The sequence below is a fragment of the Belliella kenyensis genome (assembly GCF_022549675.1).
GTDB classification, from domain to species: Bacteria; Bacteroidota; Bacteroidia; order Cytophagales; family Cyclobacteriaceae; genus Belliella; species Belliella kenyensis.
In genome coordinates, this window is the sequence record NZ_JAKZGR010000010.1 from 122402 (window position 1) to 147623 (window position 25222).

24 protein-coding genes are annotated in these 25222 nt (G+C 38.2%); 16 read left to right on the forward strand and 8 right to left on the reverse strand.

Translation table 11 applies throughout. The features are described 5' to 3' along the window. Positions 1–397 precede the first annotated feature (397 nt). From MM214_RS12025 to MM214_RS12035, 3 genes are all read left to right on the forward strand, one after another. Entirely contained in the window at positions 398–2026 is a 1629-nt protein-coding gene (locus MM214_RS12025; RefSeq protein WP_241295777.1) for a T9SS type B sorting domain-containing protein, read from the forward strand. A gap of 4 nt (positions 2027–2030) precedes the next feature. Beyond that, positions 2031–3056, forward strand: a complete 1026-nt coding sequence (locus MM214_RS12030) for a PorP/SprF family type IX secretion system membrane protein (protein WP_241295779.1) — start codon at positions 2031–2033, stop codon at positions 3054–3056. Between the two features lie 272 nt (positions 3057–3328). Continuing rightward, a complete protein-coding gene (locus MM214_RS12035; RefSeq protein WP_241295781.1) occupies positions 3329–4870 on the forward strand; it encodes a cryptochrome/photolyase family protein in 1542 nt (513 codons plus the stop codon). A gap of 418 nt (positions 4871–5288) precedes the next feature. Here MM214_RS12035 and MM214_RS12040 read toward each other — a convergent pair whose 3' ends face one another. Both MM214_RS12040 and MM214_RS12045 read right to left on the reverse strand, forming a co-directional pair. After that, on the reverse strand, positions 5289–6416 hold the full coding sequence (locus MM214_RS12040) for a DmpA family aminopeptidase (protein WP_241295783.1): 1128 nt from the start codon (positions 6414–6416) through the stop codon (positions 5289–5291). 7 nt (positions 6417–6423) lie between these two features. Further along, complete coding sequence (locus MM214_RS12045; RefSeq protein ID WP_241295785.1) at positions 6424–7836, reverse strand: aldehyde dehydrogenase family protein; 1413 nt, start codon at positions 7834–7836, stop codon at positions 6424–6426. A gap of 434 nt (positions 7837–8270) precedes the next feature. Here MM214_RS12045 and MM214_RS12050 point away from each other — a divergent pair, with 434 nt between their 5' ends. The 9 genes from MM214_RS12050 (at position 8271) to MM214_RS12090 (ending at position 17270) form a co-directional block, all read left to right on the forward strand. Beyond that, positions 8271–8711 carry a MarR family winged helix-turn-helix transcriptional regulator gene (locus tag MM214_RS12050; RefSeq protein WP_241295787.1) on the forward strand — a complete coding sequence of 147 codons (441 nt, stop codon included), beginning with the start codon at positions 8271–8273 and terminating at the stop codon, positions 8709–8711. Between the two features lie 7 nt (positions 8712–8718). After that, positions 8719–9141 (forward strand): organic hydroperoxide resistance protein, encoded by a 423-nt coding sequence (locus MM214_RS12055; protein WP_241295789.1) that lies wholly within the window; start codon positions 8719–8721, stop codon positions 9139–9141. Positions 9142–9340: 199 nt separating this feature from the next. Beyond that, positions 9341–10108 carry a type IX secretion system protein PorG gene (gene porG, locus MM214_RS12060; protein ID WP_241295791.1) on the forward strand — a complete coding sequence of 256 codons (768 nt, stop codon included), beginning with the start codon at positions 9341–9343 and terminating at the stop codon, positions 10106–10108. 84 nt (positions 10109–10192) lie between these two features. After that, positions 10193–10930: an isoprenyl transferase gene (locus tag MM214_RS12065; protein ID WP_241295792.1), complete on the forward strand. Its 738-nt coding sequence runs from the start codon at positions 10193–10195 to the stop codon at positions 10928–10930. Positions 10931–10938: 8 nt separating this feature from the next. Further along, positions 10939–13665 carry a BamA/OMP85 family outer membrane protein gene (locus tag MM214_RS12070; protein WP_241295793.1) on the forward strand — a complete coding sequence of 909 codons (2727 nt, stop codon included), beginning with the start codon at positions 10939–10941 and terminating at the stop codon, positions 13663–13665. Positions 13666–13667: 2 nt separating this feature from the next. Next, entirely contained in the window at positions 13668–14201 is a 534-nt protein-coding gene (locus MM214_RS12075) for an OmpH family outer membrane protein (RefSeq protein ID WP_241295795.1), read from the forward strand. 19 nt (positions 14202–14220) lie between these two features. Continuing rightward, on the forward strand, positions 14221–14775 hold the full coding sequence (locus MM214_RS12080; RefSeq protein ID WP_241295797.1) for an OmpH family outer membrane protein: 555 nt from the start codon (positions 14221–14223) through the stop codon (positions 14773–14775). Between the two features lie 225 nt (positions 14776–15000). Further along, complete coding sequence (hemH, locus tag MM214_RS12085; protein ID WP_241295799.1) at positions 15001–16035, forward strand: ferrochelatase; 1035 nt, start codon at positions 15001–15003, stop codon at positions 16033–16035. A gap of 47 nt (positions 16036–16082) precedes the next feature. Next, the gene (locus MM214_RS12090; protein ID WP_241295800.1) at positions 16083–17270 is read left to right on the forward strand and encodes a CynX/NimT family MFS transporter; all 1188 of its coding nucleotides are present in this window, start codon (positions 16083–16085) and stop codon (positions 17268–17270) included. A gap of 523 nt (positions 17271–17793) precedes the next feature. Here the strand turns inward: MM214_RS12090 and MM214_RS12095 are convergent. Further along, on the reverse strand, positions 17794–18276 hold the full coding sequence (locus tag MM214_RS12095; RefSeq protein ID WP_241295802.1) for a GNAT family N-acetyltransferase: 483 nt from the start codon (positions 18274–18276) through the stop codon (positions 17794–17796). Positions 18277–18368: 92 nt separating this feature from the next. On the opposite strand from MM214_RS12095, the gene MM214_RS12100 reads away from it, so the two are divergent. Then, complete coding sequence (locus MM214_RS12100) at positions 18369–19151, forward strand: type III pantothenate kinase (RefSeq protein ID WP_241295804.1); 783 nt, start codon at positions 18369–18371, stop codon at positions 19149–19151. On the opposite strand, the gene MM214_RS12105 is transcribed toward MM214_RS12100, so the two are convergent. Beyond that, positions 19135–19803 (reverse strand): peptidoglycan DD-metalloendopeptidase family protein, encoded by a 669-nt coding sequence (locus tag MM214_RS12105; RefSeq protein ID WP_241295806.1) that lies wholly within the window; start codon positions 19801–19803, stop codon positions 19135–19137. The two genes, MM214_RS12100 and MM214_RS12105, sit on opposite strands and share 17 nt — an antisense overlap. An 83-nt stretch (positions 19804–19886) precedes the next feature. On the opposite strand from MM214_RS12105, the gene MM214_RS12110 reads away from it, so the two are divergent. Continuing rightward, positions 19887–20834: a pyridoxal-phosphate dependent enzyme gene (locus MM214_RS12110; protein WP_241295808.1), complete on the forward strand. Its 948-nt coding sequence runs from the start codon at positions 19887–19889 to the stop codon at positions 20832–20834. A gap of 74 nt (positions 20835–20908) precedes the next feature. Here the strand turns inward: MM214_RS12110 and MM214_RS12115 are convergent, their stop codons facing one another. The 4 genes from MM214_RS12115 to MM214_RS12130 are packed head-to-tail and all read right to left on the reverse strand — an operon-like array spanning position 20909 to position 22857. Continuing rightward, a complete protein-coding gene (locus MM214_RS12115) occupies positions 20909–21394 on the reverse strand; it encodes a DUF4252 domain-containing protein (RefSeq protein WP_241295810.1) in 486 nt (161 codons plus the stop codon). 25 nt (positions 21395–21419) lie between these two features. After that, a complete protein-coding gene (locus MM214_RS12120; protein ID WP_241295812.1) occupies positions 21420–21944 on the reverse strand; it encodes a DUF4252 domain-containing protein in 525 nt (174 codons plus the stop codon). Between the two features lie 2 nt (positions 21945–21946). After that, on the reverse strand, positions 21947–22375 hold the full coding sequence (locus tag MM214_RS12125; protein ID WP_241295814.1) for a hypothetical protein: 429 nt from the start codon (positions 22373–22375) through the stop codon (positions 21947–21949). Next, positions 22372–22857, reverse strand: coding sequence for an RNA polymerase sigma factor (locus tag MM214_RS12130; RefSeq protein ID WP_241295816.1), 486 nt, complete (start codon positions 22855–22857; stop codon positions 22372–22374). The genes MM214_RS12125 and MM214_RS12130 overlap by 4 nt, the downstream gene beginning before the upstream one ends. Before the next feature lie 348 nt (positions 22858–23205). On the opposite strand from MM214_RS12130, the gene MM214_RS12135 reads away from it, so the two are divergent. Both MM214_RS12135 and MM214_RS12140 read left to right on the forward strand, forming a co-directional pair. Then, a complete protein-coding gene (locus MM214_RS12135) occupies positions 23206–24477 on the forward strand; it encodes a DNA cytosine methyltransferase (RefSeq protein ID WP_241295818.1) in 1272 nt (423 codons plus the stop codon). Beyond that, complete coding sequence (locus MM214_RS12140; protein ID WP_241295820.1) at positions 24470–25090, forward strand: PDDEXK family nuclease; 621 nt, start codon at positions 24470–24472, stop codon at positions 25088–25090. Before MM214_RS12135 ends, MM214_RS12140 begins: the two co-directional genes overlap by 8 nt. The last annotated feature ends 132 nt before the right edge of the window (positions 25091–25222 follow it).

A 25222-nucleotide genomic window follows, 5' to 3' on the forward strand; every position in this document is an offset into this window, starting at 1 on the left:
ATTAGATATTCCCTAGTAGTAGTAATTATTTTGAAAGACCCGGTTTAAATGCCGGGTTTTTTTGATGGGATTTTTTATTAACCCATGATTTGTGATAAAGAATATGTAGCTCCTTTAATTTTCAGAACTATAAAAAAGCTGGTTATGATCTGTTTTTTGAAACATGCATTATTTTGTGATTAGTATAATTTTTTTAATAAAATTATTTTGAAAATCATAGACTATTTTTTTTGAATTTCAGGATGTAATTCCATATTTTAATTTAAAACCTCTTATCTGTAGAATATCATTTTGGTATTTATAAAAAACATAATATAATATTCCAAATTGTTTACTACAAAAATTTGGTTGTCAAGTTCAAAATATAGTCCTTGAAATTTTGCCGAAAACCCAATTTATGAAGCATAGAAGGATTAAATATGATAGCTATTATTGGATTTTATTGATCATGATCAATACGTTTCACTTACCTGAAGCTTTTTCCCAAAATTTGAATATACAAACCTCAAATAATCAATCTTTGGTTTCAAAGCAAACTGGAATTGGAAATCTGGAGGTTTTCGTGTCTGGTAAATTAGCACTTTGTTCTCATCATGATCGTGGTAGTATAGACTTGGATGTGCAGGGGGGAGTTCCTCCGTATACTTTTAGGTGGAACAATAACGACACAAACCCAAGTCGAGTCAATCTGAATGCGGGGACTTATACGGTCTACATTACAGATTCCAATGGAACTCAAATCACTGAACAAATCATTATTCAACCGCCTTTTCCTTTGGTCTTGGGAGCTATTCAGACGAAAAATGCTACTTGTGCTAGTAGCAGAAATGGTTCTGCAAAGATAAATGTTGCACTCGGTCGCGAAGGTGGATATAGGGTGGTGTGGAGCCACGGTCTGGTGGATAAGTTTGAAGCCAAGGACCTTCCTCCGGGCGATTATACTGTCACGGTTTTTGATATCTTCAATTGTAGTACAGCAGTGTCATTTTCTATAGAGACAGATAATGTGGGTATTAGGATAGATGAAGCTGTGTATGGAAGTAATTGTGGGCTTGAGTATACAGCTTCTATAGATCTGGATGTTTCTGGAGGTCAAGCACCGTATAGTTTTCAATGGTCACACGGACCTACTACCAAAGATTTAAAAAAACTATCCGCAGGTATTTATACTGTTCAAGTTACTGATGCTGCTGGATGCACAGTTAGTAAAGATATTAAAATTGATGCAATAGCATCTGAACCATTATTAGCAAAAATTGATAGTTCCATTGAAGTGGATTGTGAGAATGGAGCATATTATGGCATTTTATGGATCGATATCGAAGGAGGTAGGCCTCCGTACTCTTTCAATTGGAACAATGGAGAATCGAACAGTCGTGAATTTAAGTTTTATGCTAGTTCTGAAATTCTGGTTGAGGTGACTGATGCCAACGGTTGCGTTGTTTTTGACCAGATTCGAACTGATTTTCCAGAGGAATACGAGTCACGTAAAATAGGCTTTGAGTTCTTGAAGTCATCTATTGAATACGGAGATGAGATTTTTGTAAATGACAGCATTGCTTTTTCAAGTTTTATAGCTCATGATTATCTGTCTTGGGAATGGGATTTTGGTGATGGTTATCAGAGTAAAGATTTGAATCCTGTGCACAGTTATGGCAAAGCTGGGTCATACGATGTGAGATTGACTGCTTACGACATATATGGATGCTCTGTGACTGAAACCAATACAGTCCAGGTAAGTTCCCATCTGAGTATAGCCGTGATGCCTAACGCATTTAGTCCAAATGGTGACGGATTAAATGACATTTTGAAACCTGTAATGAAACGTATTAAGCATTTTCAAATGGATATTTTTAATCAATGGGGAGAACATATTTTTTCAGAAAGTGGATTAGAAATTAATGGATGGGATGGGATGCACAAAGGCAGGTTTTTGCCGTCAGGCAATTATATCTATAAGATTTCATATCATTCGATAGAAGGTGATATGGTTCATCAAACAGGTGCGGTCACATTAATTAGGTAAGGTCATGAGAAAGCTGTTTTTCCTTTTTGCTTATTTGATGTTCTTCTCCAACGTCGTTGCGCAAGACATACAGTTTTCCCAGTTCTATGCAGCACCTCTCTATCTTAATCCTGCATTTGCAGGTTCATCTGAAATGACTCGTGTTGGAGTCAACTATCGAAGCCAATGGCCGGGACTTGGCTACACTTTCAATTCTTACTCAGCATACATTGATCATTATTTGTTTGACTGGAATAGTGGCATAGGATTGATTGTGAATGGCACTCAGGAGTCAATGTCCCACTTAAGCACAATGGAGGTAGGAGCGGTCTATTCTTACAGATTGCAACTAGGATTTAGAAGTTTTTTAAGGTTTGGGGGACAGGTCAGTATGGTGTCACGTGACCATGATTTCAGTCAATTGATTTTTGGGAGTCAAATAGATGCTCATGGCGGTATTGGAGATTTCAGTGGAGAGAACCTTGCCTTTGACGGTCGACACAGGTTTGCAGATTATAACTTTGGAGTGCTTTTTCACAATGAGTTGATATGGTTTGGTTTGTCAGCCCATCATGTCACGCAGCCAAGTGTTTCTTTTTTGGAAGAGAGTATTTCCAAATTGCCTGTCAGACTTTCTGCCCATGGAGGTGTCAAGTTTGACCTTTCTCAAGGCGCATCACAACAGTTTAGGAATAATATGATGGGGTCTAGAGAGTTGTTTTTGGCCTTCAATTATAAACACCAAGACCCTTTTAATCAGCTGGATCTTGGAGCTCAAGTTAATCTCCAGCCAATAGTATTTGGCATTTGGTATAGGGGACTTCCTACTATCAGTGACCTATCAGCCAATAATGAATCGTTGATTGGTCTGGTTGGATTTTCATTGGGTAATGGTCTAGATGTCGGATACAGTTATGATTATACACTTTCCAAGCTTAATCAAGCCAGTTCTGGAGGAGCACATGAGGTTTCTTTGAGGTTTGCATTTTTAGCCGGTGGTAGAGATTATCAGGATAGAAGAGTTAGCATGATGCCATGTTTCAAATATTGAGAAACTTGGGTTAGGGATATTTTTAAATTTTATTTGCCTCCACTTTCTTAATCGTGGAGGTATTTTTTTGATTTTATGCTTCTTTAGCAGTGGTATCAATTTTTTGGCAAAATCAGTTGCTAATGATCATTATCAATGAAAAGTAAAGCTAAGTTGAAACGATATTTTCTTTAGTTATTATCAAGGCTGCATATATACATAGGTACTTTTTTGTAAAAGCCCAAAAACAAATCAAGCTCAAAATCGCTTCAATTAATTCTAATAAATAGTATATGAAAAAAATACTTCGCCTGATTTTAGGAGATCAATTGAATTCCAATCATAGCTGGTTCAGTGAGATAGATAAAAATGCGACTTACTTGATCATGGAGATGATGCAGGAAGCAGAATACACTAATCATCATATTCAAAAGGTAGTTGGGTTTTTTCTAGCGATGAGAAATTTTGCTGAGTCTATCGAAAGACAAGGACATAAGGTAATCTACTTTAGTTTAGATGATCAAGACAATTCTCAGAAACTTGAGGAAAATATTCTAAAACTGATTGATAGACATGGTTTTGATAGGTTTGAATACCAGTTGCCTGATGAGTACCGTCTTGATCAGCTGCTTTTAGAGTTGACTAAGAAGTTAGAATCAAAAAAGAGTTTTTCAGTTAGAGTCGTGGACACTGAACATTTTTTAACGGAAAGGGGATTTTTGAAGGATTTTTTCAAAGGTAAAAAAACCTATCTCATGGAAACATTCTATAGGTCGATGAGATCAAAGCATGATGTGTTGATGGATGGTAAAGAGCCGCTCACTGGCAAATGGAACTATGATCATGAAAACCGAAACAAACTCAAAGATCCACTTTTGCTGGTTAAGCCTAAGACATTTTCTAAAGATGTGAACACGGTCGTGAATATGATTCGATCGAAAGGAGTCAAGACAATTGGTGAAATTGATGAGAAGAATTTTGATTGGCCAATAAGTAGAGAAGAGTCTATGGAAGCCCTAAAGTACTTTTGTGAAAAGCTTCTTTTTCGCTTTGGCGAATATCAGGATGCCATGTATGATGGTGATAGTTTCCTGTTTCATAGTAGACTTAGTTTTGCCATGAACGTCAAGATGATTTCACCGCTTGAAGTGGTGGAGTATGTGGAAAAGTATTGGCTGAGGCATCAGGATGCGATAGATGTGGCTCAGGTAGAGGGGTTTATTCGTCAGATAATCGGCTGGAGAGAATATATGAGAGGTGTGTATTGGGCAGAAATGCCTGGGTTTGCAAAGCTCAATTTTTTTGATCATAAACGAAAACTTCCACAGTTCTTTTGGACCGGTAAGACGAAAATGAATTGTCTCAAACATGCGATAGAGGGATCTCTCAAGTCGGCCTATGCCCATCATATCCAAAGGCTGATGGTTACAGGAAATTTCATGCTGCTAGCTGGTATTGATCCAGATGAGGTGGATCAATGGTACTTAGGTATTTACATAGATGCGATCGAATGGGTAGAGATTACCAATACCAGAGGAATGAGCCAGTTTGCAGACGGTGGTATTGTAGGTACTAAGCCCTATGTCTCTTCTGCAAATTACATCGACAAAATGAGCAATTATTGTGAATCATGTTTTTATAAAAAGAATCAAAAAATAGGTGATCGAGCTTGTCCTTTCAATAGTCTTTACTGGCATTTTTATGCAAGAAATGAAGAGAAACTTTCGAAAAACCCAAGAATAGGAATGGCTTACAGGACCTTAGCAAAGATGAAAGATGCAGAGGCCATCTTGAAACAGGCAGAGGATTATCTTAACCAAATTGAAAAGTTGTGATATGGATGAATATCATCAAAGACTCAAGCTCCTGTTTAAATTGGTTTTGGTGGCATTTGAATGTTCAGAAAGAAAGAAGAAGAACCATTCAAAACCTATGTTCTCAAATCAGAAGATGTATTTTAAGCATTTCTTAGGTTCATAACACAGATTATATACCACCATACTGGTATTATCAATTTATTTGATATCACTGATTCTATTTACCCTTATCAACGTACATCCAATATCATATCATGTCATCGCTAAGCCTAATCGACCATTGTATGTTTTACTAGTAAAGTTTTGTATATCAAATTATTAATTTTCAATTTAGACCAAATCAAAAGTAAATCGACTCCTTTTAATCCAACCTTCTTAAGGTGATTGAGAATAGAAAAAATTATCCTTCTTAAATTCAATTATGTTGTTTTCAAAATCAATCTTTTTTGATTTTCATCAGTTCGAGTACCTTATGAACTGGTAGTGCGGAGACTTTTCTTCCATCCTTTCCAATCATGTCTTCTGCGGCAAACAAAGAATTGATGATGGCTTCCTCGGTGGCCTCTATGGTCGCAAGAAACAGTGCCGACATATCATCATTTCTCAGCTCCTCTCGCTTTATCGAAGTATCCGAAGATTGATGCGGAATCAAGTTGTCTTCAAAATTTGAAAATGCAATGACATAATCTCCAGAACCATTAGAAGCTATCCCGCCTGTTTTTGCTAAGCCAAGCATGGCTCTTTGTGCAATTCTCTTGAGATTTCGCTCTCCCAGAGGAGCATCAGTAGCTACGATGATCATACATGAGCCATCAGCAGACTCGAGTTGATTTTTGAAAGCATATTGTTCCAAAGCAACTCCTACTGGTGTTCCATTTACCTGAAGTACACCTCCGAAATTTGACTGGACAAGTACACCCACGGTGTATCCTCCCAAAGATATTGGAAGCTTTCGAGAAGCGGTTCCTATTCCACCTTTGAATCCAAAGCATACAGTGCCTGTACCAGCTCCGACATTTCCTTCTACTACTGGCCCACTTCTAGCCGCATCAATAGCCTTCACCACTTCCTTACTGTTGATATGCATCCCTCTGATGTCATTTAGAAGTCCGTCGTTTGTTTCTCCGACTATTGCATTCACAGATTGAATATGTTCGTTCCCTTCTTGACTAAGACTGTATTTTACCAAACCTTCTAATGCCGCAGCTACACTGAGTGTATTGGTAAGAATGATCGGAGATTCTATGTTTCCGAGCTCTTCTACCTGAGTACTTCCCGCCAGTTTACCAAAGCCATTTCCTACAAAAATTGCCGCTGGCACTTTTTTTTGAAATATGTTGCCTTGGTGGGGAAGTATCGCCGTGACACCAGTTCGGATATTATCCCCCTCTATTTTGGTGAAGTGGCCCACACTTACACCTTCGACATCAGTGATGGCATTGTTTTCGCCGGGTTTCAGTACACCTATGTGTATTCCCATGTCTCTAGGTCGATCTTGACTAAAAGAAAAATTAGAGTATAATGTGATAAAAAGGAAATGAATAAGGATTATGGATTTTTTCATGAAGTTTTTAAAACCATTTAAGTAGAAGTTTTGTGATTTTTTTTGCAGAAAATCCGTATGGAGGGTAAAGCGGTTTGGAACCTGTTAAGCCAATTCTCTGCTTCAAAATTGCTTTCTCGTTGCTGAATGCAAGGAAGCCAAATTTGCCATGTGCTTTACCGATTCCGGAATTGTTCACCCCTCCAAAGGGCAGTTCGTGCTGTAAATAGTGAAGGACGCAATCATTTACCACTACAGCTCCTGAGGAAGTTTTTGCGATTACTTCATCCGTAATCTCTGAAGATTTGGAAAAGACGTATAAAGCCAGCGGTTTTGGCTGTGCATTTACATAAGTAATAGCTTCATTCAAGCTTTCGTAAGGGACGATCGGAAGTATGGGGCCGAATATCTCTTCCTGCATCACCAGCATACTTGCATTCACATCGGATAGTAATGTAGGTTCAAAATAATTCTCATTGCTATTCACTTGACCACCAGTGATGATTCGGGCTCCTTTTTCAGTAGCATCTGCTAGAAGGCGATGAAGTCTTTGCAAATGTTTATTGTTTACAATTCTGGCATAATCCTTTGATTTTTCTATACCCTTCCCCTTGGGATTGTACATCTTATTGAGGGAATCTGTCAATGCTACGACGAATTGCTCGGTGATACTATTTTGTACCAGAATGTAATCAGGGGCAATGCATGTTTGTCCACAATTCACAAATTTACCCCAAATGATCTTATCAGCAGCATCTTTGAGGTCGGTATTGCTGTCAATGATAGCTGGGGATTTGCCACCAAGCTCCAGAGTCACAGAGCTCAAATGCTCTGCAGCTGCTTTCATCACTACTTTACCTATGGCTGGACTTCCAGTAAAGAAAATATGATCAAAAGGCTTGCTAAGTAAATACTGAGCTACTTCTGCTTCTCCTTCGAATACTGCTACTTCTTGATTTTCAAATACTTCATCCACCAATCTACGAACTAGTGCTGAGGTATGGGGTGTGAGCTCTGAGGGCTTGATAATAGCCGTACATCCAGCTGCAATCGCCGACACGAGTGGTCCGATAGACAGATTGAATGGGTAATTCCATGGTGCTATGATTAGTGAAACGCCTTTGGGTTCATATTCAATAAAAGAACGGCTTCCAAGCATGGTCAGTGGGGTAGATACTTTTTGGGGAGCCATCCAGTCACCTAAATTTTTGATGGCATGCTTGATGTCAGAACTGACCACAAAAATTTCAGAGATATTGGTCTCTGTGTATGGCTTTTTGAAATCAGAAAAAATTGCTTTTCGAATGTCCTCTTGATTTGTATCTATCCAGTTTTGTAAGTCTTCAAGTTTTTTTACCCTCTGAGCCTTACTGCTTGTCCTAAGCTTAAGTGATTGTAATTTTTGAGCATCGAAAATCTGATCAATATTTGCCTTATCCATAGTTTTTGAAATTCTAGTTGTTCAATGATTTACAAACCACTATCATGCCATGCATGATTTTTTTTAATCTTTACAGACAATCTACCTCAAAAGAATTCCTTTTTGTTTCAGAAAGATAGGTAATTCGTGGAGAAAAATTAAACCGTCATTTAGTTTATGTTCATTCTGTACCAAATGATTTTAACAAATGAGTTTGTGCAGAGTTAGACCATAGAAGGTGTTTTGTGCAAATAAAATTTAGCTTCAAGGTCAAAATTCATTAGAATCCAATTAGATATAATACCTGAATCTTGATAAAGCCTTATTGGATTTGTTTTCAGGGATCTTTTGGGGTATATACTATGGGGAGTTATTTGATCAAAGTTTTTTTTACTTATATTTTGTTCCTTATAAAAATTGTAGTAGATTTAATTGTTAACAATTAAAATGATGTGATGAGCAAAAAAGACGCCCTTTTACTCGAAAATCAAATATGCTTTCCTTTATACGCAGCGTCACGAATGTTGATTCAAGCTTACCACGAGCCTCTGGGGGCTATTGGCCTGACATATCCTCAATATCTCGTCATGTTGGTTCTTTGGGAAGAAGATGGTTTGGCGGTGAATGTGATAGGTAAAAAGCTTCATTTAGATTCAGGAACGCTAACCCCATTGCTCAAAAGATTAGAGTCTTCCAATCTGATAAAAAGAGTTCGCAGTGATAAGGATGAGCGTAAAGTTGAAATAGAGCTTACTTTTCAAGGGAAAGCTTTAAAAAACAAGGCTGGTACAATTCCAGAAAAATTAAGACAGGCATTGAACACAATAGATTTAGAATCGTTAGATAGACTCAAATTACAACTTCATCAATTAATAGATACTTTAAACCAATCTTAACAACAAAATGGAAAAAATCACAATTGATTACACCGCAACCGCCGTAAATACAGGAGGAAGAAAAGGACATGTCAAAACAGATGATGGTCAGCTAGACTTTGATGTAGCCATGCCAAAAGAAATTGGAGGCGAAGGCGGCAAGACTAATCCAGAGCAGCTTTTTGCCGCAGGTTATGCAGCTTGTTTTGGCGGAGCATTAGGAGCGGTAGCCAAAGGTGTGAAGCTAAATGATGCTGAGATCACTGTAAAAGCTCATCTTGGTAAAACAGAGAATGGTGGATTTGGACTTGCAGTAGATATTATATGCAAAATCCCACAAGCAGAATCATTGGAAGCTGCTCAAAAACTAGTCGAAGCAGCACATGAGGTATGCCCATATTCCAAAGCAACAAGAGGAAATATTGAAGTGAATGTAAAAGCTGTAGCTTAAGATATTTAAAATTTAGGAGTGATTTTTTCTCCTAAACAAAATTAGTACATTTGCAATGCCTGATAGACCTAAAAACAATTAGGATTATCAGGCTTTTTTGTACAGAATCATTTGATAGTAATGAGTCTTAACATAAATTAACCGCCTAAATACGAAAGTAGGTTTTTATATCGTTTGGTACTTTATAAATTGCAACGTCTTGAAAAAAGTCAACTTTAATTCGATCTTCATTTTTGTGTTATTTGGATGCCTGAATCTATTTGCAGTACCAAATGTAAATGGGCAACAATATGAATTTGGAGGAGGATTAGGTGTGGCGACTTACTCAGGTGATCTTGTTCGTAGATTGGACAAAGGAAGAATTGGGGCTCAAGGAACGTTATTTGGCAGACGAAATTTTGACAATGTGTGGTCACTCAGGGTGGGACTCTCGTATGGTAGACTGAGTGCTGCTGATAGTATCAACCCAATAGACCCAGTGGCTTTGGTTCGTGATGCTTACTTCAAGGGTAATCTATTCGAGCTGTCGGCTGTGATGGAGTATCACTTCTTGGATTATTTGCACCCACAATCTCCCAATCGCTTTTCACCGTATGGTTTTTTTGGAATAGGAATATCTTATTTCAATGGAAATGGAGGCTTTGGATTCAATCCAGATCAGCCAGATAGAGGGGGGTATAGTATTGGAGTTCCTGTCATTCCATTTGGAGCAGGAGTGAAATATAAATTGACAGATAAGTGGGGTCTTGCTTTGGAGATGGGGTTTCGAGCTTCCTTCACAGATTTATTAGATAGAGTAGATGGTAGTGTGAGTTTTAGAAGAACTGGACCTTCTCCAGGGCAAATTGAACCAATTGAACAAATTTATTATCCATATCAAGCCAACTCGAGTGATCGTGACTGGTATTATTTTTTAGGTATTACAGTAAGTTATTCGATTTCCTCTGTAAAATGCTACATCTATTAATTAATTGACCTATAGGTTAGAATATTGAAAAAGAAATAGCATTTTTGTACCTCCAAAAAAATACCGTATTTGGATTTGATCGGAATGAAGGAAAAAATAGATAGTGCAAAAATCCCCCAACACGTAGCGATTATCATGGATGGCAATGGGCGATGGGCTCAGAAAAAAGGTGCCATGAGGATTTTTGGGCATAAAAATGCCCTCGCAGCAGTGAGAGATACCATAGAAGCAGCCGATGATTTGGGTATCAAAATCGTGACTTTATACGCTTTTTCTACAGAAAATTGGTCTAGGCCAGCTGATGAAGTGAGCGCATTGATGGAGATCATGATCAATAGTTTTATATCCGAATTGCCCAGAATGCTTCAAAACAATGTAAGACTTACTGCAATCGGAGATATCAAAAGCTTGCCTAAGGGCATGCAAGAGAATCTTGCGAACACAGTAGAAAAAACAAAAAACAATACTGGCGTTCGTGTAAACTTGGCTTTGAGCTATAGTGGCAGATGGGAAATAGAGCAAGCAGTAAAGCAACTTGTCAATAAAGTAGTCGATGGTCAATTGACCTTAGAAGATGTAAATCAAGAAGCAATAGCTTCTCATTTGAATACACAAGATATGCCAGATCCTGAGCTCTTGATCAGGACAAGTGGAGAGTTGCGAATCAGCAATTTTCTCCTTTGGCAGATGGCTTATACAGAACTGTACTTTACAGATGTGTTATGGCCAGACTTCAGGAGAAAGGACCTTGAAGAGGCCGTTCTGGATTATCAAAGCAGAGAAAGAAGGTTTGGGAAAACCGGTTCTCAGATTAAATCATAATAAAATTGATGAAGAAGTACTTATTTATCCTAGCTTTTCTCCTGCTTGCAGGCTCTTTGCAGGCTCAGATTCGTCTGGGTCAAAGTCGCTACACCTCAAGCAAGCCGGTGAATATCCTAGAGTTGGATTATTCTAAACCTAAAAAGTATAGGATAGCAGAAATCAAGGCTGTAGGTCTTGCTACACTAGATGAAATTGCCATCATCTCTCTTTCAGGTTTGAGGGTTGATGATGAAATAACTGTTCCCGGTGATGCCATTTCAAATGCATTGAAGAAGCTTTGGGGTCAAGGTATCATTGGCGACGTCAAGATCTTAGTGACCAAAGTAGAGGGGGATGACATTTATTTGTTATTGGATCTGACCGAAAGACCAAGGTTTAGTAAGGTGGAGTTTTCAGGTGTAAACAAAACTCAAGAATCAGACCTGAAAGATAAAGTTAAAATACGTGGTAGAGTAGTAAGGGACGATGTATTGAACACCTCTCAGAGAAATATTAGGCAATATTTCGTGGATAAGGGTTTTTTGAATACTGAAGTAAAGGTAACTCAAGAAAGAGATACCACACTCCCAAATAGCGTCAAGCTTAGATTTGATGTCGACACCAAGACCAAGGTGAAAATCAATGAAGTTATCGTAGATGGTAATGAGGAAATCTCAGATCGCAAGATCAAAGGGAAGCTCAAAGGGACAAAAGAACATCCCCGTATGCACTTTGTACGTGAGGTATTCTCTAGGGCTACAAATACTACGCCTGAATCTGCCAAAGAAGCTATAGTCTATCGCAATCCTGTCTCAGATGAAGAAGTAAAAACTTATATCAATAAAAATTTCAAGTTGAATTTTTTCAATGCCTCGAAATTTGTTGCGAAAGATTTTAAAGATGATAAAAAGAAGGTAATTGATTTCTACAACGCAAGAGGATTTAGAGATGCGGAAATACTTTCAGATACACTTTATAAGTATTCAGAAAATACAGTCAACGTCGGTCTAAAAATAGAAGAAGGTAAAAAGTACTATTATAGAAATATAAGCTTTGTTGGAAATTATATCCATCCAGACAGTCTTTTGATTGCCAAATTAGGGATTGAAAAGGGTGATGTATACAACAAAGAAAAACTTGATAAAAGGTTGAACTATGACCCACAAAAAGGAGATGATATTTCATCAATTTATCAAGATAATGGATACTTATTTTTCAATATAGATCCTGTAGAAACCAACGTTCAAAATGACTCGATAGACATAGAGCTTCGAATCGTAGAAGGTCCGCAAGTGACCGTGAACTCAGTGACTATCGAAGGGAATGAACGTACCTCTGACCACGTGGTGATGAGAGAGATCAGGATACTTCCAGGGCAAAAATTTAACAGAAGTCTCCTTGTAAGGACAATCAGGGAACTGTCTCAGCTTGGGTACTTTGATCCAGAAAATATCGAGCCGGATATGCGTCCTAACTTTGAAGATGCAACTGTGGATATCATTTTCAAATTGGAAGAGCGTCCTAATGACCAAGTCGAACTCTCCGGTGGTTGGGGTGGATTCTTTGGATTCGTAGGTACTGTCGGTTTAGTTTTCAATAATTTCTCCATCAAGAATATTAGAAACTTTGACAAGTGGAGGCCATTACCTGTAGGAGATGGTCAGAAGCTTTCTTTGAGAGTGCAGGCAAATGGTAGGTCTTTCCAAAATTATAGTGTGTCTCTGACTGAGCCATGGTTTGGTGGTAAGAAACCTAATGCACTTAGCTTTAGCTTCAATCACTCTGTACAGCGTCAAATGAATTTTGGTGCTTTCACTCCTGCGCAAATGATGAGTGGAGGATCTTTCAAGATCACAGGAGCCACTCTTGGATTGGCAAAAAGGGTAACCTGGCCAGATGACTATTTCATGATTAGTAACTCACTTCAATATCAAGTTTATGATTTTGATAGATTTGGTAGGAGTTTTGGACTAAGCTATGAGACAGGTAGGTCAAATAGTTTGACATTCAATACTACTATCTCTCGTAACAATGTGGACAACCCAATTTACCCGAGGATGGGTTCGAATATTTCCCTTGCTACTTCATTCACGCCTCCATATTCCTCTTTGAACAAAAACATCGACAGAGAGTCACCAGATCAAGAGAGATTCAAATGGCTAGAGTATCATAAGTGGATGTTTGATGCGACATTCTACAGCCCAGTCTTCGGCTCAAATAAATGGGTACTAAGTGCCAGGACACACATGGGCTTCTTGGGATCATATGGAAATAGAATCGGAATGATCCCACTCGAGCGCTTTGTGTTAGGTGGTGATGGTATGACTTTCAATAACTTTGCACTGGGTCAAGAAATAGTGGGGCTTAGAGGTTATGAAAATCAAGTGCTCACACCTGGTGCAGCTGATAGATTTAATCCAGACTCAAATGTACCATATGGTGGGATCGTTTATAACAAACACGTGATGGAGCTGCGATTCCTAGTATCTCCAAATCCATCTGCTACTATATTTTTGCTAGGTTTTGCAGAGGCAGGTAATAACTGGGGATCTTATGCGGAATATAATCCGTTCACTTTGTATAAATCAGCAGGTATAGGAGCTAGAATCTTTATGCCAGCTTTTGGATTGCTAGGAATAGATTGGGGTTATGGATTTGACGCACTTGGTGAGGAGTTTATTACCAATCCAAACCAAAGAGGCGTAAGGTCTGGACCACAATTCCACTTTACTATAGGACAACAATTCAGGTAATCATGGAAAAATGCATGAAATTGTTATTTTTGTCGGGCGTATTGTTTTTGATGACAAGTATGACGCCACTAATTGCCCAAAAATGGGGCTACATTGATACTGAGTTTATACTGAACAAGCATCCTGATTATAAGCTTGTTCAGCAAGAGTTAGAGGCTTACAGTACACAATGGAAAAAAGAGGCACAAAATTTGGAACAGGAGATCAAAGAGATGCGAAGTGCATTGAAAGCTGAGGAAGTTTTGCTCACCGAAGAGATGTATCAGGAAAGATTGGCAATGATCGAAGATAAGCAGAAACTAGCTGTAGCTTTCAATAATAGAACCTTTGGAATCAATGGTCAGTATTATCAAAAGCAGACAGAGTTGATGCAGCCTTTGCAGTCCAAAATTTACGAAGCCATTGATAGAGTAGCCAAGCGCAATGGTCTAGCTGGGCTTTTTGACAAGGCAGCTGGTTTAGGATTGATCTATACTGACCCAAGGCATGATTACTCGGAGTTTGTACTAGAGGAATTAGGAATAGAAAACAAATAAATAACAAATTATAATTAAAATGATGAAAGCAAAGTTTATCCTAACTGCAATTGCAATCTTTTGCGTAGGATTTGTAGTACAGGCCCAGGATATCAAGATTGGGTATACTAATGTGGAGTTGATTATGGATATGATGCCAGAGATGGAGCAGATCGGTGCTGATATTCAAGATTACCAGCAACAGCTTCAGACCAACATCCAAACCAAAGGTGAAAGCTTCCAAAGACAAGTACAGACTTATCAGCAAGCAGCTGCCACGATGACAGAAGACGCTAGAGCTGCAAAGGAAAATGAATTGAGAAAATTGCAAGAAGAGCTTCAGAAATTTGAGCAAGATGCACAAGTTTCTTACCAAAGAAAACTTCAGCAGTTGCTTGAGCCAGTTCAGACTAAGGTCTTCAATGCGATCAATGCTGTTGCTGCTGAAAACAACTACACACATATTTTCTCTGATTCTGTAGGAAATAATCCTGTGCTTCTATACACCAAAGATGATGATAAATTCACTGAATTGGTATTGAAAAAACTAGGAGTTGCTATCCCAGAAGGTGGTGTTCCAAGTGGGTCTAACTAACCTATAGATTAGATATATAATTATAAGTCCCTTTCGAGGGACTTTTTTTTGCTTATGGTTTTTTTTACATAGAGGATAAATCTTAACTTAATCATTAATTTTTTAACTTGAATAGGATTATGTAAATACTCTTCTATCTAAGATTGATCTTTTCAATTATTATATTCTAACCAAAGGGTGTATTTTTGGTTCTGATTAGTAAAACTTATCGTATATACTCCAACTATGGGAAATCTTAAGGCCAAAACAGGCGTATTACTTGTAAATCTAGGTACCCCTGACAGCACTGCAACAGGGGATGTGAGAAAATATCTTAGAGAATTTTTGATGGATGGAAGAGTGATAGACATCCCCCTCATTCCGCGCTGGATGCTTGTTAATTTGATCATTGCTCCTTTCAGAGCTCCAAAATCTGCCAATGAATACAGAAAGCTTTGGACAGATAGAGGGTCTCCATTACTATTTCATACCGAAGATTTGAAAGCAAAACTCATCCCAAAGCTGGACAATAGTAAATACATTGTGGAAATGGCCATGAGGTATCAGACCCCAAGCATAGAAGAAGGTTTGAACAAGTTAAATAAAGCGAATGTAAGTAAGATCATCGTTATTCCACTTTTTCCTCAATATGCATCAGCTACGAATGGCTCCGTAGTAGATAAGGTAATGGAGATAGCCAGAACTTGGCAAATCATTCCTAATATTACTTTTGTCAACAACTTTGTGGAGCATCCACTTTTCTTAGAAGCATGGGCAGAACTTGGAAGGGAAATGATGGCAAAAGATGAATATGATATGTACCTTTTTTCTTATCACGGCTTACCAGAGCGTCAGATCAAAAAAGGTTCTGTAGGTGGGTACTGTCAGCTTTCTGACAAGTGCTGTGGAAATTATACCAAGAAAAATCAATTTTGCTATCGTGGACAATGCTTTCATACCACACGCCTGCTAGCTTCAAAACTTGGCTTGCCTGAAGAGAAAGTAATGACCTGTTTTCAGTCCAGACTTGGAAAGGATCCTTGGATCAAGCCCTATACAGAGGATGTGATCAAAGAACTTGCAAATAAGGGTATCAAGAGGGTCTTGGTGTTCTCTCCAGCATTCGTGGCAGATTGTCTGGAGACCACAGTGGAAGTAGGTCAAGAGTATAAAGAAGAGTTCGAAGAGCTTGGCGGAGAGAAGTGGGATCTAGTTCCCAGCCTTAATTCTAATGATACTTGGGTGGAATGCGTCAAGGATTTAGTAATCACTAATTCCTAGAGATCATTCTCAGTCCTCTTTATTATTGCAACAATTTTATTCTTATTATGTCAGCGTCAAGGCAGCAGCCTATTTATCATAATTCAACTTTTCTCTTTGTAGGGATTATGTTGGTGGCTTTCAACCTCAGGCCATCCATCACGGCTGTGGGGCCTCTTATTCCTATGATTCGTGCTGATTTGGGGCTTTCCAACGGTTGGGCGGGTTTTCTCACTACTTTGCCACTGGTTACATTCGCTACCTTTTCGCTGTTTGCAGCTGGAATTGGTAAAAGACTTGGTAATGCCCAAGCTATTTTGTTGGCACTTTTCATTCTCCTGATTGGATCCGTAATTAGGGTGCTTGGAGGAGCCATGTGGTTATACATTGGTACTGGACTGACAGGTATAGGGATTGTGATATGTAATGTTTTGCTGATACCGCTGATCAAGAATAGACTTCCTCAAAAGACAGGGATAGTCACAGCTTCTTATACTACGGGGATGACTCTGACAGCGGCTATAGCTTCCGGCATAAGTGCACCTCTTGCTTTGGACTTAGGCCTAGGTTGGAGAGGGTCTTTATTGTCATGGGCTATATTGATTGTGCTTGGAATATTGCTTTGGTCTCCTCAAGCTAAAATGCCAAAAGCAGTGCCTATTCATGCCATTCCAGAGCTCAAAGTAAATGTGTGGAAGTCAAGACTTGCCTGGCAGATAAGTATGTTTATGGGTGTGCAATCTTTATTGTTTTTTACATTGATTGCATGGCTTCCTGATATGATGATATCCCGTGGATTGAGTCCAGTGGAAGCAGGTGCTTTGATGTCTTTGATGCAGATCATTGGGTTGGTAGGGACTTTTCTAGCACCTATAGTTGCCGTCAAATATAAAGATCAAGTAGGGATAATTTTAACCTTGGGTAGTTTTTACCTTTTCGGATTTTCTTCTCTTTTTATCCAAGTGTTATGGGTCAATTATATTGGACTTACTTTGATAGGGTTAGGGTTAGGAGCAAGTATCTCACTGGCCTATACCCTAATAGGGTTGAGAACCAGATCTGAAAAAGTAACTGCCTCACTTTCTGGAATGTCCCAGTCTGCGGGCTATTACCTTGCAGCATTGGGGCCATTGCTGTTTGGAGTAGTGTTCGATGTTTTTTCAGATTGGAATCACCTTATTTACTTGATGCTGTCTAGCACCATTCTTTTTATGTTTTTTGGTGTCAAAAGTGGACGAGCAAGATCGGTGGATTAAAGATTTTTAACCGCAGAGTGCTCCAAGTTTTCGCCAAGGTCACAAAGTATATTTTATCCATCTAGTTAAATACATTCCTCAGCGCTCTTAGCGTAACCTTTTAACTCTTTGCGGTTAAAAAAAAAGTAAACCGCAGAGTGCGCCAAGTTTTCGCAAAGGTCACAAAGTATATTTTATTCATTAAGTCAAACACATTCCTCAGCGCTCTTAGCGTAACCTTCAAATTCTTTGCGGTTAAAAAAAAGTAAGCAGCAGAGGACGCCAAGTTTTCGCCAAGGTCACAAAGTATGTTTTGTCCATCAAGTCAAACACATTCCTCAGCACTCTTAGCGTAACCTTCAAATTCTTTGCGGTTAAAAAAAAGTAAACCGCAGAGGACGCCAAGTTTTCGCCAAGGTCACAAAGTATATTTTATCCATCTAGGTAAATACATTCCTCAGCGCTCTTAGCGTAACCTTCAAATTCTTTGCGGTTAAAAAAAAGTAAACCACAGAAGTCGTTAAACTTTAGCGTTTAAACCAATTCAGCCCTTTTCCAAGATATTCTTGATGTCCTCTGCTTGTAAGTTGCAATTGATCCACTCACCGTCTAGGTCAGCACCATATTTTTTGTAGAAATTGATTGCTGGCTCATTCCAATCCAATACTTGCCACATCATGCCCGTACATTTATCCTCCAAACATTTTAGCATAGTCCTGTCAAAAAGGAGTTTTCCAGCTCCATTTCCTCTTTCAGATGCGGTGACTACTATGTCTTCCAGATAAAGCCTTCTGCCTTTCCAAGTACTGTATCTGTAATAAAAAATGGAAATCCCAATGATTTCATTTGTGCTATCTTTTACAGCAACAAAACTTCCAAACACAGGGTTTTCACCAAAACCATCAGCTTCCATCATTTCAACAGTATTGCTCACCTGCTCGGGTGCTTTTTCATATATAGCTAGTTCCATAACTAGCTCTAGAATTCTCGGTAAATCCGCTTTTTCTCCTTTTCTGATTGTATACATATCCGAATGTAAGCAAAAATTGAAAAAGCTTAAAATCAATTTTTATATTTGGATTCCTTTGTGCTAGAAAGGTGATTCTTAACCTCAACCTTATGTTTATATCTATCGATGCAGGCAATACCAATATTACAATTGGGTTCTATGACTCAAACATAGGGGAGTGGATACATGAATTTAGGATAGAAAGCAAAGGTAGCTTAACACTTCTGAGCTTGGAGAGAGCCATGCATTTGTTCTTTTTAGAAAATAATCTAAAAATAGATGCAGTCTCATCGGTAGGTGTTAGTTCTGTTGTGCCAGAGTTGAATGAGCTACTTAATCAATTTTGCAAGGAATTTCTCGGCAAACCTTGTTACTTTATCAATGGTGATAGCTATCGAAAATTAAGTGTAAGTACCAGCAGACCAAATGAAATAGGGACTGATTTGATGTGCAATGTGACAGCTGCATACGAGAGGAATAGGCAAGCAAATATTATCGTAGATTTTGGTACAGCTTTGACTTTTACCGTTGTAGATGATGAGGGTAAAGTAGTTGGGGTAAATATTGTTCCTGGGCTAAAAACAGCTGTCAAATCTTTATTTTCAAATACATCAAAGCTTCCTGAAGTTCCGCTCAAATTTCCCAAATCTGCAATTGGAACTAATACAGTCGAGTCCATTCAGGCAGGTATACTTTATGGTTACACAGGTCTTGTGCAAGGCATGCTCGGAACCATAAAGCAACAGCTTAAGACTCCCGTAAAGGTGATCGCAACAGGTGGACTTTCGACTATTTTGTCAAATTTGAAAGGTAGTTTTGATGATGTGGATCGCAACCTGACATTAGAGGGAATTAGGCTGATTACTTTAACAAATATCAATAGCCAATTATAGCATGAGGGTTTGGGCATATTTGACGGTACTTTTCTTGCTCCCTATGTGAACACACACCTGGGAAATCCCCTACATTTCCCATCATATCCCACATCAATTGAAAGTGTAAATGAGCTGGCCAGTCTCCATTTTCAGGGAATTCACCTAGATGGCAAAGTAAATCCCCTTTTTTGAATAGCCTACCTACCACCAAGTTTTCTAAATCGGCCCTTTGTAAATGACCATAAAGGCTGTATAGAAGTTTGCCTCCTAGCTTGTGCTTCAAGATGATCGTAGGGCCATAGTTGCCAAAACCTACATTGTCTTGAAAACTATGTACGACTCCGTCTATAGGTGTGTATACAGGATGCCCAGCTTTTGTCCAAATATCCACTCCCAAATGAATATCTCTAAAGTCTTCTACAGCAGTGGCGAAAACCTTACTGCGCTGATAGATCGCTCGATGCTCGAAATAGCCGCCTATTCCGTATTGTTTTTGTGATGAGTTTAGTAGCCCAAACACATAGCTGTCGAATAAAGCTGTATTACTAAGGTCTACTTCAAGAAGTTTTCTGTTGGAGGGAGAAAAATCCATCCTCATGGTGTTTTTTTCATTGAGAGGTATTCCCATCAGGGGTGCAATCTCCAAATTTGCTAAAAGCTGTTCAAGCATAGGATTTATGAATTTGGATTAAAGATATAAATCAAACGTCTGAAACTTGCTACCTTTAACAGAGAAAATCCAAATAGTACTTTATGCACGTTTTTCCGACCTTAGAAAATATCCAGGTTGCTCATCAGCGAATCCAGCCTTTTATTCATCGCACGCCAATTATGAAATCTACCGCTATCAATGAATTGGCGGGATGTGAGATTTTTTTCAAATGTGAGAATTTTCAGAAAGTTGGTGCATTCAAGGCTAGAGGAGCTGCCAATGCAGTAGCCAAGCTTAATGAAGGGCAAAAGAGAAATGGTGTGGCAACTCATTCTTCGGGAAATCATGCCGCAGCTTTGGCACGTGCGGCTAGCGTGGCGGGGATCAAATCATACATCGTAATGCCTTCTTCTGCTCCCCAGATCAAAAAGAAAGCAGTTAGTTCTTATGGAGGTGAGATCATAGAGTGCGAGCCAAACTTGCTTGCTAGAGAAACTACCCTACAGCAAGTGGTGGCTGATACAGGAGCCATTTTCATTCCTCCTTATGATTACTTTGATGTCATCGAAGGTCAAGCTACTTGTGCGCTAGAGATGTGGGAAGAAGGTATACCTTTTGATACCATCATGGCACCAGTGGGGGGAGGAGGACTTCTTGGAGGTACAGCACTTACAAGTAAGTATATCTCACCAAATACGAAGGTGATAGGAGCCGAGCCTAAGGGGGCAGATGATGCTTTTAGGTCTTTTCAAGCCAGAGAGCTGATTCCCATGCAAAGCCCAAATACTATCGCTGACGGACTTCTGACATCTCTTGGAAAGTTGAATTTTGCAATCATCTTAGAGCATGTAGATGATATACTTACTGCTGGAGATGTGGAAATAATAGAAGCTATGCGGTTAATCTATGAAAGGATGAAGATTGTCGTTGAGCCGAGCTGTGCTGTACCTTTGGCGGCTTTATTAAAACATAAAGAGCAGTTTCAAAACCAAAAAGTTGGCATTATCTTAAGTGGAGGTAATGTGGATTTGGGGAAATTGCCATTTTAAAAAAGTAAATGCATTAAGAAACCTTTCCTTTTACTAGATTTCTTAATGCACTTTTCTTGCTTTGTTGAATCGATTTATTTTTGGATTTTTTTTCCGATGTCAGCCAATGCATTGGCGTCAAAATCACCTTGAAACTCGAGTACTATAAAATCACTGTTTTTATCGTTGATAAGCAACACGATATCACTGATTTTTTTAGAGCCTTTGGTGAAAATAATGACATCATTAGATTTTTCGGATACTTCCATCATCAGTTCAAATTTCTCTTTTTCTAGCCCTCTTTTGAGTCCATTGAATTCTGTAGTATTCGATGATTGCTTGGGAAGTTTGTAAAACTTCATTTTCTCAATCGACTTGGTGAGTATAGAGGATTGAGCTTCATCTAGATCGATATTGAATCCTTTGGCAAAGTTCATGAAGTTCCCTCCAAGATCTAAGTGGAAGAAGTCAGGATTGCTCTTGTGTTTTTGATATAGTGCGTCGACAGCTTTGCTTTGGGCGATAGATGATTGGACAATCAGTAAAAGCATAGATGCAATGAATGTTAGCTTCAGTTTCATGATTTGATGTTTTATAGTTAAGATTTTATTTATTCTTTGATTTGTAGTTCTCCATTCCTGGAATATTGGTTTTTTCGGAAAGCATGTTTAGATCTTGATAAGTGAAGTTTCCAAGCATGCTGAGCAAGGTGAAGTTTTCAGCGGAACCTGTTATCATCAATAGCTCTCTGACTTTGCCTCCTTCTTCTCTCACCATGAATTTGACATTGGAATTTTTGTCTTGGACGTCCATGAGGTCTTCGTACTTATTTTTGGTCAAAGTAGACATGGCTTCGTTGTAAAGTGGCTTACCATTCACTTTATCAGCAGATAGTATTCTGATACCTTTTACTTTTGAAATTAGCTCTCCAAGATCAGCTGCTTCTTTGTCGTTGCTGGCGTCAGACTTGAGGAATCCTCCAGCCATTTGCATCATTTTTGGACTGATGTATACCCTAGAGAAGCGATCATCTTCCATGTACTTGGAAAAGAACTTCACGATGGCATCGTCTTGAGCCTGTACACCTGTGAACAGGAAAAGTGTAATGAGTATAAGAGAATATTTTTTCATGTTTAATTAGTTTCTATTTCAAAGATTTGATTGGTCGTGTTGAGATGGCGAAACTCTTGAAGAGATTGCAGATTTTCTGTCCCCTTATTCATATTATGCTGTATTAGGCTGAAAGCCTCCATGACTTGTGCAAAAGCATGTCTTTCAGCTTCTTTTTGTTTATAAGAAAAAATACTGATGCCAGCAACCAGCAATAGGATCAGACTTGCAGCTATTTGAGTCCAATAGAGCTTCATGTTAAGCTTTTTGATCCCTGGATTTTGTATGTTTTGAGGAGATATGGACTTGATTTGATCTATTCCCAAGAAGAACTCTTTCTCTGCTTCATGACCTTTTGAATTTTTCAATAAAGCTTTGAGCTCTGCTTCCTCTTCTAGGGAAGTGTTGCCATCCCAATATTTTTCGATTAAATATGAAATTCTATTTATCATTTTTTCTGTGTCAAATAGTTTTTTAGTGCTTGCCTTGCTCTATAGATGTTCACTTTTACTGCATCTAAACTAATGTCGAGATAAGAGGCTATTTCTTCATAAGTTAATCCTTCTACTTCTCTAAGATGGAAAGCTTCCCTTTGCTTCTCTGGCAATGACTCTAGATAGTGATAGACTAATTTCAATTTTGAGGCTGTATCCTCATCATGTTCACAATGAATTGTATCTTCTCGTTCTATCTCCCCAAGCGGCTCAAGTCTCTTGTTGGATCGGAAGTGTTGCAGGCTTTCATTTTTCAGTGATTTGACAATCCAGCCTGTAGGGTTTTCCATTTTTTCTAAGTCACTTTTTTTAAGCCATGCTTTTTCAAATACTTGTTGCAGGACATCATTGGCTACCTCTTGATCCTTGACCCAGAGGTATGCCATGCGGTAGAGCTTGCTCTTGAGTGGCCAGATATGTGTCTCAAAGAATGACTTCATTCGAGTAGGTGATGCATGAGAAGTGAAAATGTTACAGCAATTTGAGAAAAAATTTAAACTTAGAATAATTTTAAATTGCCATCAAAAATAGTATGCATGCCTACTATTTCTTATTTTGCATGGACAATTATACAGTGGGTAATGATATGATGTTTGATTGCTGTCCAAAACAAAAGAACTGTATATTTGAACGATTAAGCTAAAGATCAAGAACTTTCATGAAGTTTTATGACCGATTTATATCATAAAGTCGCTAATGAAAAGAAGGTTTAAAGTTCTCCGTTTGAGTAAAGAAAAAAATAGAAACATAATAAGTAAATTGCGTTTTAAAAGATTGTAAAAGTATAAATGGGGTTAAAAGAGAAAATATCACTTGAGGAAGTGTTCGGAAAGACCTTCAAAATCAGGACGGTAGAAGCATCTGATAATGGAAAAGCCGCATTCACACACTATCTGCATCACCACCAAAATGGTGTCTCGAGCTTTTATAAAAAAGAAGCTGTTCAGCATGTGAAACGTGCTCTAGAATATAAATATCCTAAAGAGGAAATTTCTTCGTTGGTCGCAGAAGAAGCATTACAGTACATGCTTTTTGATTTTAAGAAGGATGTTCCTTTTCCTAAACCTACAAAGCCTAAGTTTAAATTTATAGACTTGTTTGCTGGAATTGGAGGTTTTAGAATTGCAATGCAAAACCTTGGTGGGAAGTGTGTTTTTACAAGTGAATGGGACGAACAAGCGAAAAGAACTTATGAGGTCAATTTTGGAGATGTTCCGTTTGGAGATATAACTAAAGAAGAGACAAAGAAATTTATTCCAGATGGTTTTGATGTTTTATGTGCGGGGTTTCCTTGTCAAGCGTTCTCAATAGCTGGGAAAAGAGGAGGTTTTGAGGATACGAGAGGAACATTGTTTTTTGAGGTAGCAGAAATTATAAAAAGAAAGCAACCAAAGGCAATTTTCCTAGAAAATGTAAAAGGGCTTTTCAATCACGATAAAGGCAAAACACTGAAAACTATTTTGAATGTTTTACGAGAAGATCTTGGTTATTTCGTCCCTTTACCACAAGTCTTGAATGCAAAAGACTTTGGAGTTCCGCAAAACCGTGAGAGGATTTTTATTGTAGGTTTTAGATCGGACTTAGGAATCGAAAGTTTTGATTACCCGAAGCCGACAAACCAAAACATTACTTTTGAGGAAGTTAAGGAAGAAAACCCAGTTTCTGTAAAATATTATCTTTCAGATACTTATTTAAATACACTGGTAAATCATAAAAAAAGGCATGAAAGCAAGGGTAATGGTTTTGGTTACGAAATTATTCCTGATCATGGGACAGCCAATGCAGTTGTATGTGGGGGGATGGGCAGAGAAAGAAACTTGGTTTATGACGATAGGTTAGAAGATTTTACTCCAGTTACTCATATAAAAGGAGAAGTTAATAGACAAGGAATAAGGAAAATGACACCAAGAGAATGGGCTAGACTTCAAGGTTTTCCTGACGAATTTATTATTCCAGTTGCCGACGCTTCTGCCTATAAGCAGTTTGGAAATTCAGTTGCAATTCCAGCAATTCAAGCAACTGCAAGTGAAATTGTTAAATTAATTTTGAAAAATGCTTAAGGAATTAGGAGTTATTTTAGGAACTAACACAAAAGCGGGCTTGGTGTTTGAATCGCTATTCCCAAATTTCATGGATATTGAGTATAATACACCTTCAGAATATGTGAGAACATATTGGGACGAATACAAAAAAATCACTGACTCAAACAGCAATTTAAACGGGAAGGTTTTTGAATATATCTTAGCAACACTTTGTATAAGAGAAAATATTTTACCCTTGTATTTAAGTGCTAAAGTTGCTTTTGTTCCTAATGTTGTTTATGACTTAATGTTTTACACCGCTGAACGTGGCCCAATATGTTGGAGTGTGAAAACAAGTTTGAGAGAAAGATATAAACAAGCTGATTTGGAATCGATTGCCCTTAAATATGTACACAGAAAAGCATTAAGTTATTTGATTACACTTGACGAAAGAGAAGCAAGGGGAGTAAAAAGTAAAATAAAATCAGGTGATGTTATTGGTTTAGATGATGTAATTGTAGCAACAGAGCCTGAATTTGATCAACTAGTTGCTGACTTAAAATCTTTTCAATTTGAAGAACCTCCCACTGTAAAGGTAATAGAATCTAGCCAAGTTGTAAATATTGAAAAAGTTAATTCATTTTTCAGTTAAATAGCTGATAATGATAGTTAAACTTTGTCAACAGTCTCGCAAAGTGATTTACTTTAAGAGATTTTAGGACAAAGAAATGACAGTCTGTTTCTAAATAAACAAATCATTGTAAAATACGATTATAAAAAAGCT

Excerpts from the sequence above, each read along its gene's own strand:
- MM214_RS12025 (WP_241295777.1), top strand. The coding sequence starts at position 398 with ATGAAGCATAGAAGGATTAAATATGATAGCTATTATTGGATTTTATTG.
- MM214_RS12030 (WP_241295779.1), top strand. The coding sequence starts at position 2,031 with ATGAGAAAGCTGTTTTTCCTTTTTGCTTATTTGATGTTCTTCTCCAAC.
- MM214_RS12035 (WP_241295781.1), top strand. The coding sequence starts at position 3,329 with ATGAAAAAAATACTTCGCCTGATTTTAGGAGATCAATTGAATTCCAAT.
- MM214_RS12040 (WP_241295783.1), bottom strand. The coding sequence starts at position 6,416 with ATGAAAAAATCCATAATCCTTATTCATTTCCTTTTTATCACATTATAC.
- MM214_RS12045 (WP_241295785.1), bottom strand. The coding sequence starts at position 7,836 with ATGGATAAGGCAAATATTGATCAGATTTTCGATGCTCAAAAATTACAA.
- MM214_RS12050 (WP_241295787.1), top strand. The coding sequence starts at position 8,271 with ATGAGCAAAAAAGACGCCCTTTTACTCGAAAATCAAATATGCTTTCCT.
- MM214_RS12055 (WP_241295789.1), top strand. The coding sequence starts at position 8,719 with ATGGAAAAAATCACAATTGATTACACCGCAACCGCCGTAAATACAGGA.
- MM214_RS12065 (WP_241295792.1), top strand. The coding sequence starts at position 10,193 with ATGAAGGAAAAAATAGATAGTGCAAAAATCCCCCAACACGTAGCGATT.
- MM214_RS12070 (WP_241295793.1), top strand. The coding sequence starts at position 10,939 with ATGAAGAAGTACTTATTTATCCTAGCTTTTCTCCTGCTTGCAGGCTCT.
- MM214_RS12075 (WP_241295795.1), top strand. The coding sequence starts at position 13,668 with ATGGAAAAATGCATGAAATTGTTATTTTTGTCGGGCGTATTGTTTTTG.
- MM214_RS12080 (WP_241295797.1), top strand. The coding sequence starts at position 14,221 with ATGATGAAAGCAAAGTTTATCCTAACTGCAATTGCAATCTTTTGCGTA.
- hemH (WP_241295799.1), top strand. The coding sequence starts at position 15,001 with ATGGGAAATCTTAAGGCCAAAACAGGCGTATTACTTGTAAATCTAGGT.
- MM214_RS12090 (WP_241295800.1), top strand. The coding sequence starts at position 16,083 with ATGTCAGCGTCAAGGCAGCAGCCTATTTATCATAATTCAACTTTTCTC.
- MM214_RS12095 (WP_241295802.1), bottom strand. The coding sequence starts at position 18,276 with ATGTATACAATCAGAAAAGGAGAAAAAGCGGATTTACCGAGAATTCTA.
- MM214_RS12100 (WP_241295804.1), top strand. The coding sequence starts at position 18,369 with ATGTTTATATCTATCGATGCAGGCAATACCAATATTACAATTGGGTTC.
- MM214_RS12105 (WP_241295806.1), bottom strand. The coding sequence starts at position 19,803 with ATGCTTGAACAGCTTTTAGCAAATTTGGAGATTGCACCCCTGATGGGA.
- MM214_RS12110 (WP_241295808.1), top strand. The coding sequence starts at position 19,887 with ATGCACGTTTTTCCGACCTTAGAAAATATCCAGGTTGCTCATCAGCGA.
- MM214_RS12115 (WP_241295810.1), bottom strand. The coding sequence starts at position 21,394 with ATGAAACTGAAGCTAACATTCATTGCATCTATGCTTTTACTGATTGTC.
- MM214_RS12120 (WP_241295812.1), bottom strand. The coding sequence starts at position 21,944 with ATGAAAAAATATTCTCTTATACTCATTACACTTTTCCTGTTCACAGGT.
- MM214_RS12125 (WP_241295814.1), bottom strand. The coding sequence starts at position 22,375 with ATGATAAATAGAATTTCATATTTAATCGAAAAATATTGGGATGGCAAC.
- MM214_RS12130 (WP_241295816.1), bottom strand. The coding sequence starts at position 22,857 with ATGAAGTCATTCTTTGAGACACATATCTGGCCACTCAAGAGCAAGCTC.
- MM214_RS12135 (WP_241295818.1), top strand. The coding sequence starts at position 23,206 with ATGGGGTTAAAAGAGAAAATATCACTTGAGGAAGTGTTCGGAAAGACC.
- MM214_RS12140 (WP_241295820.1), top strand. The coding sequence starts at position 24,470 with ATGCTTAAGGAATTAGGAGTTATTTTAGGAACTAACACAAAAGCGGGC.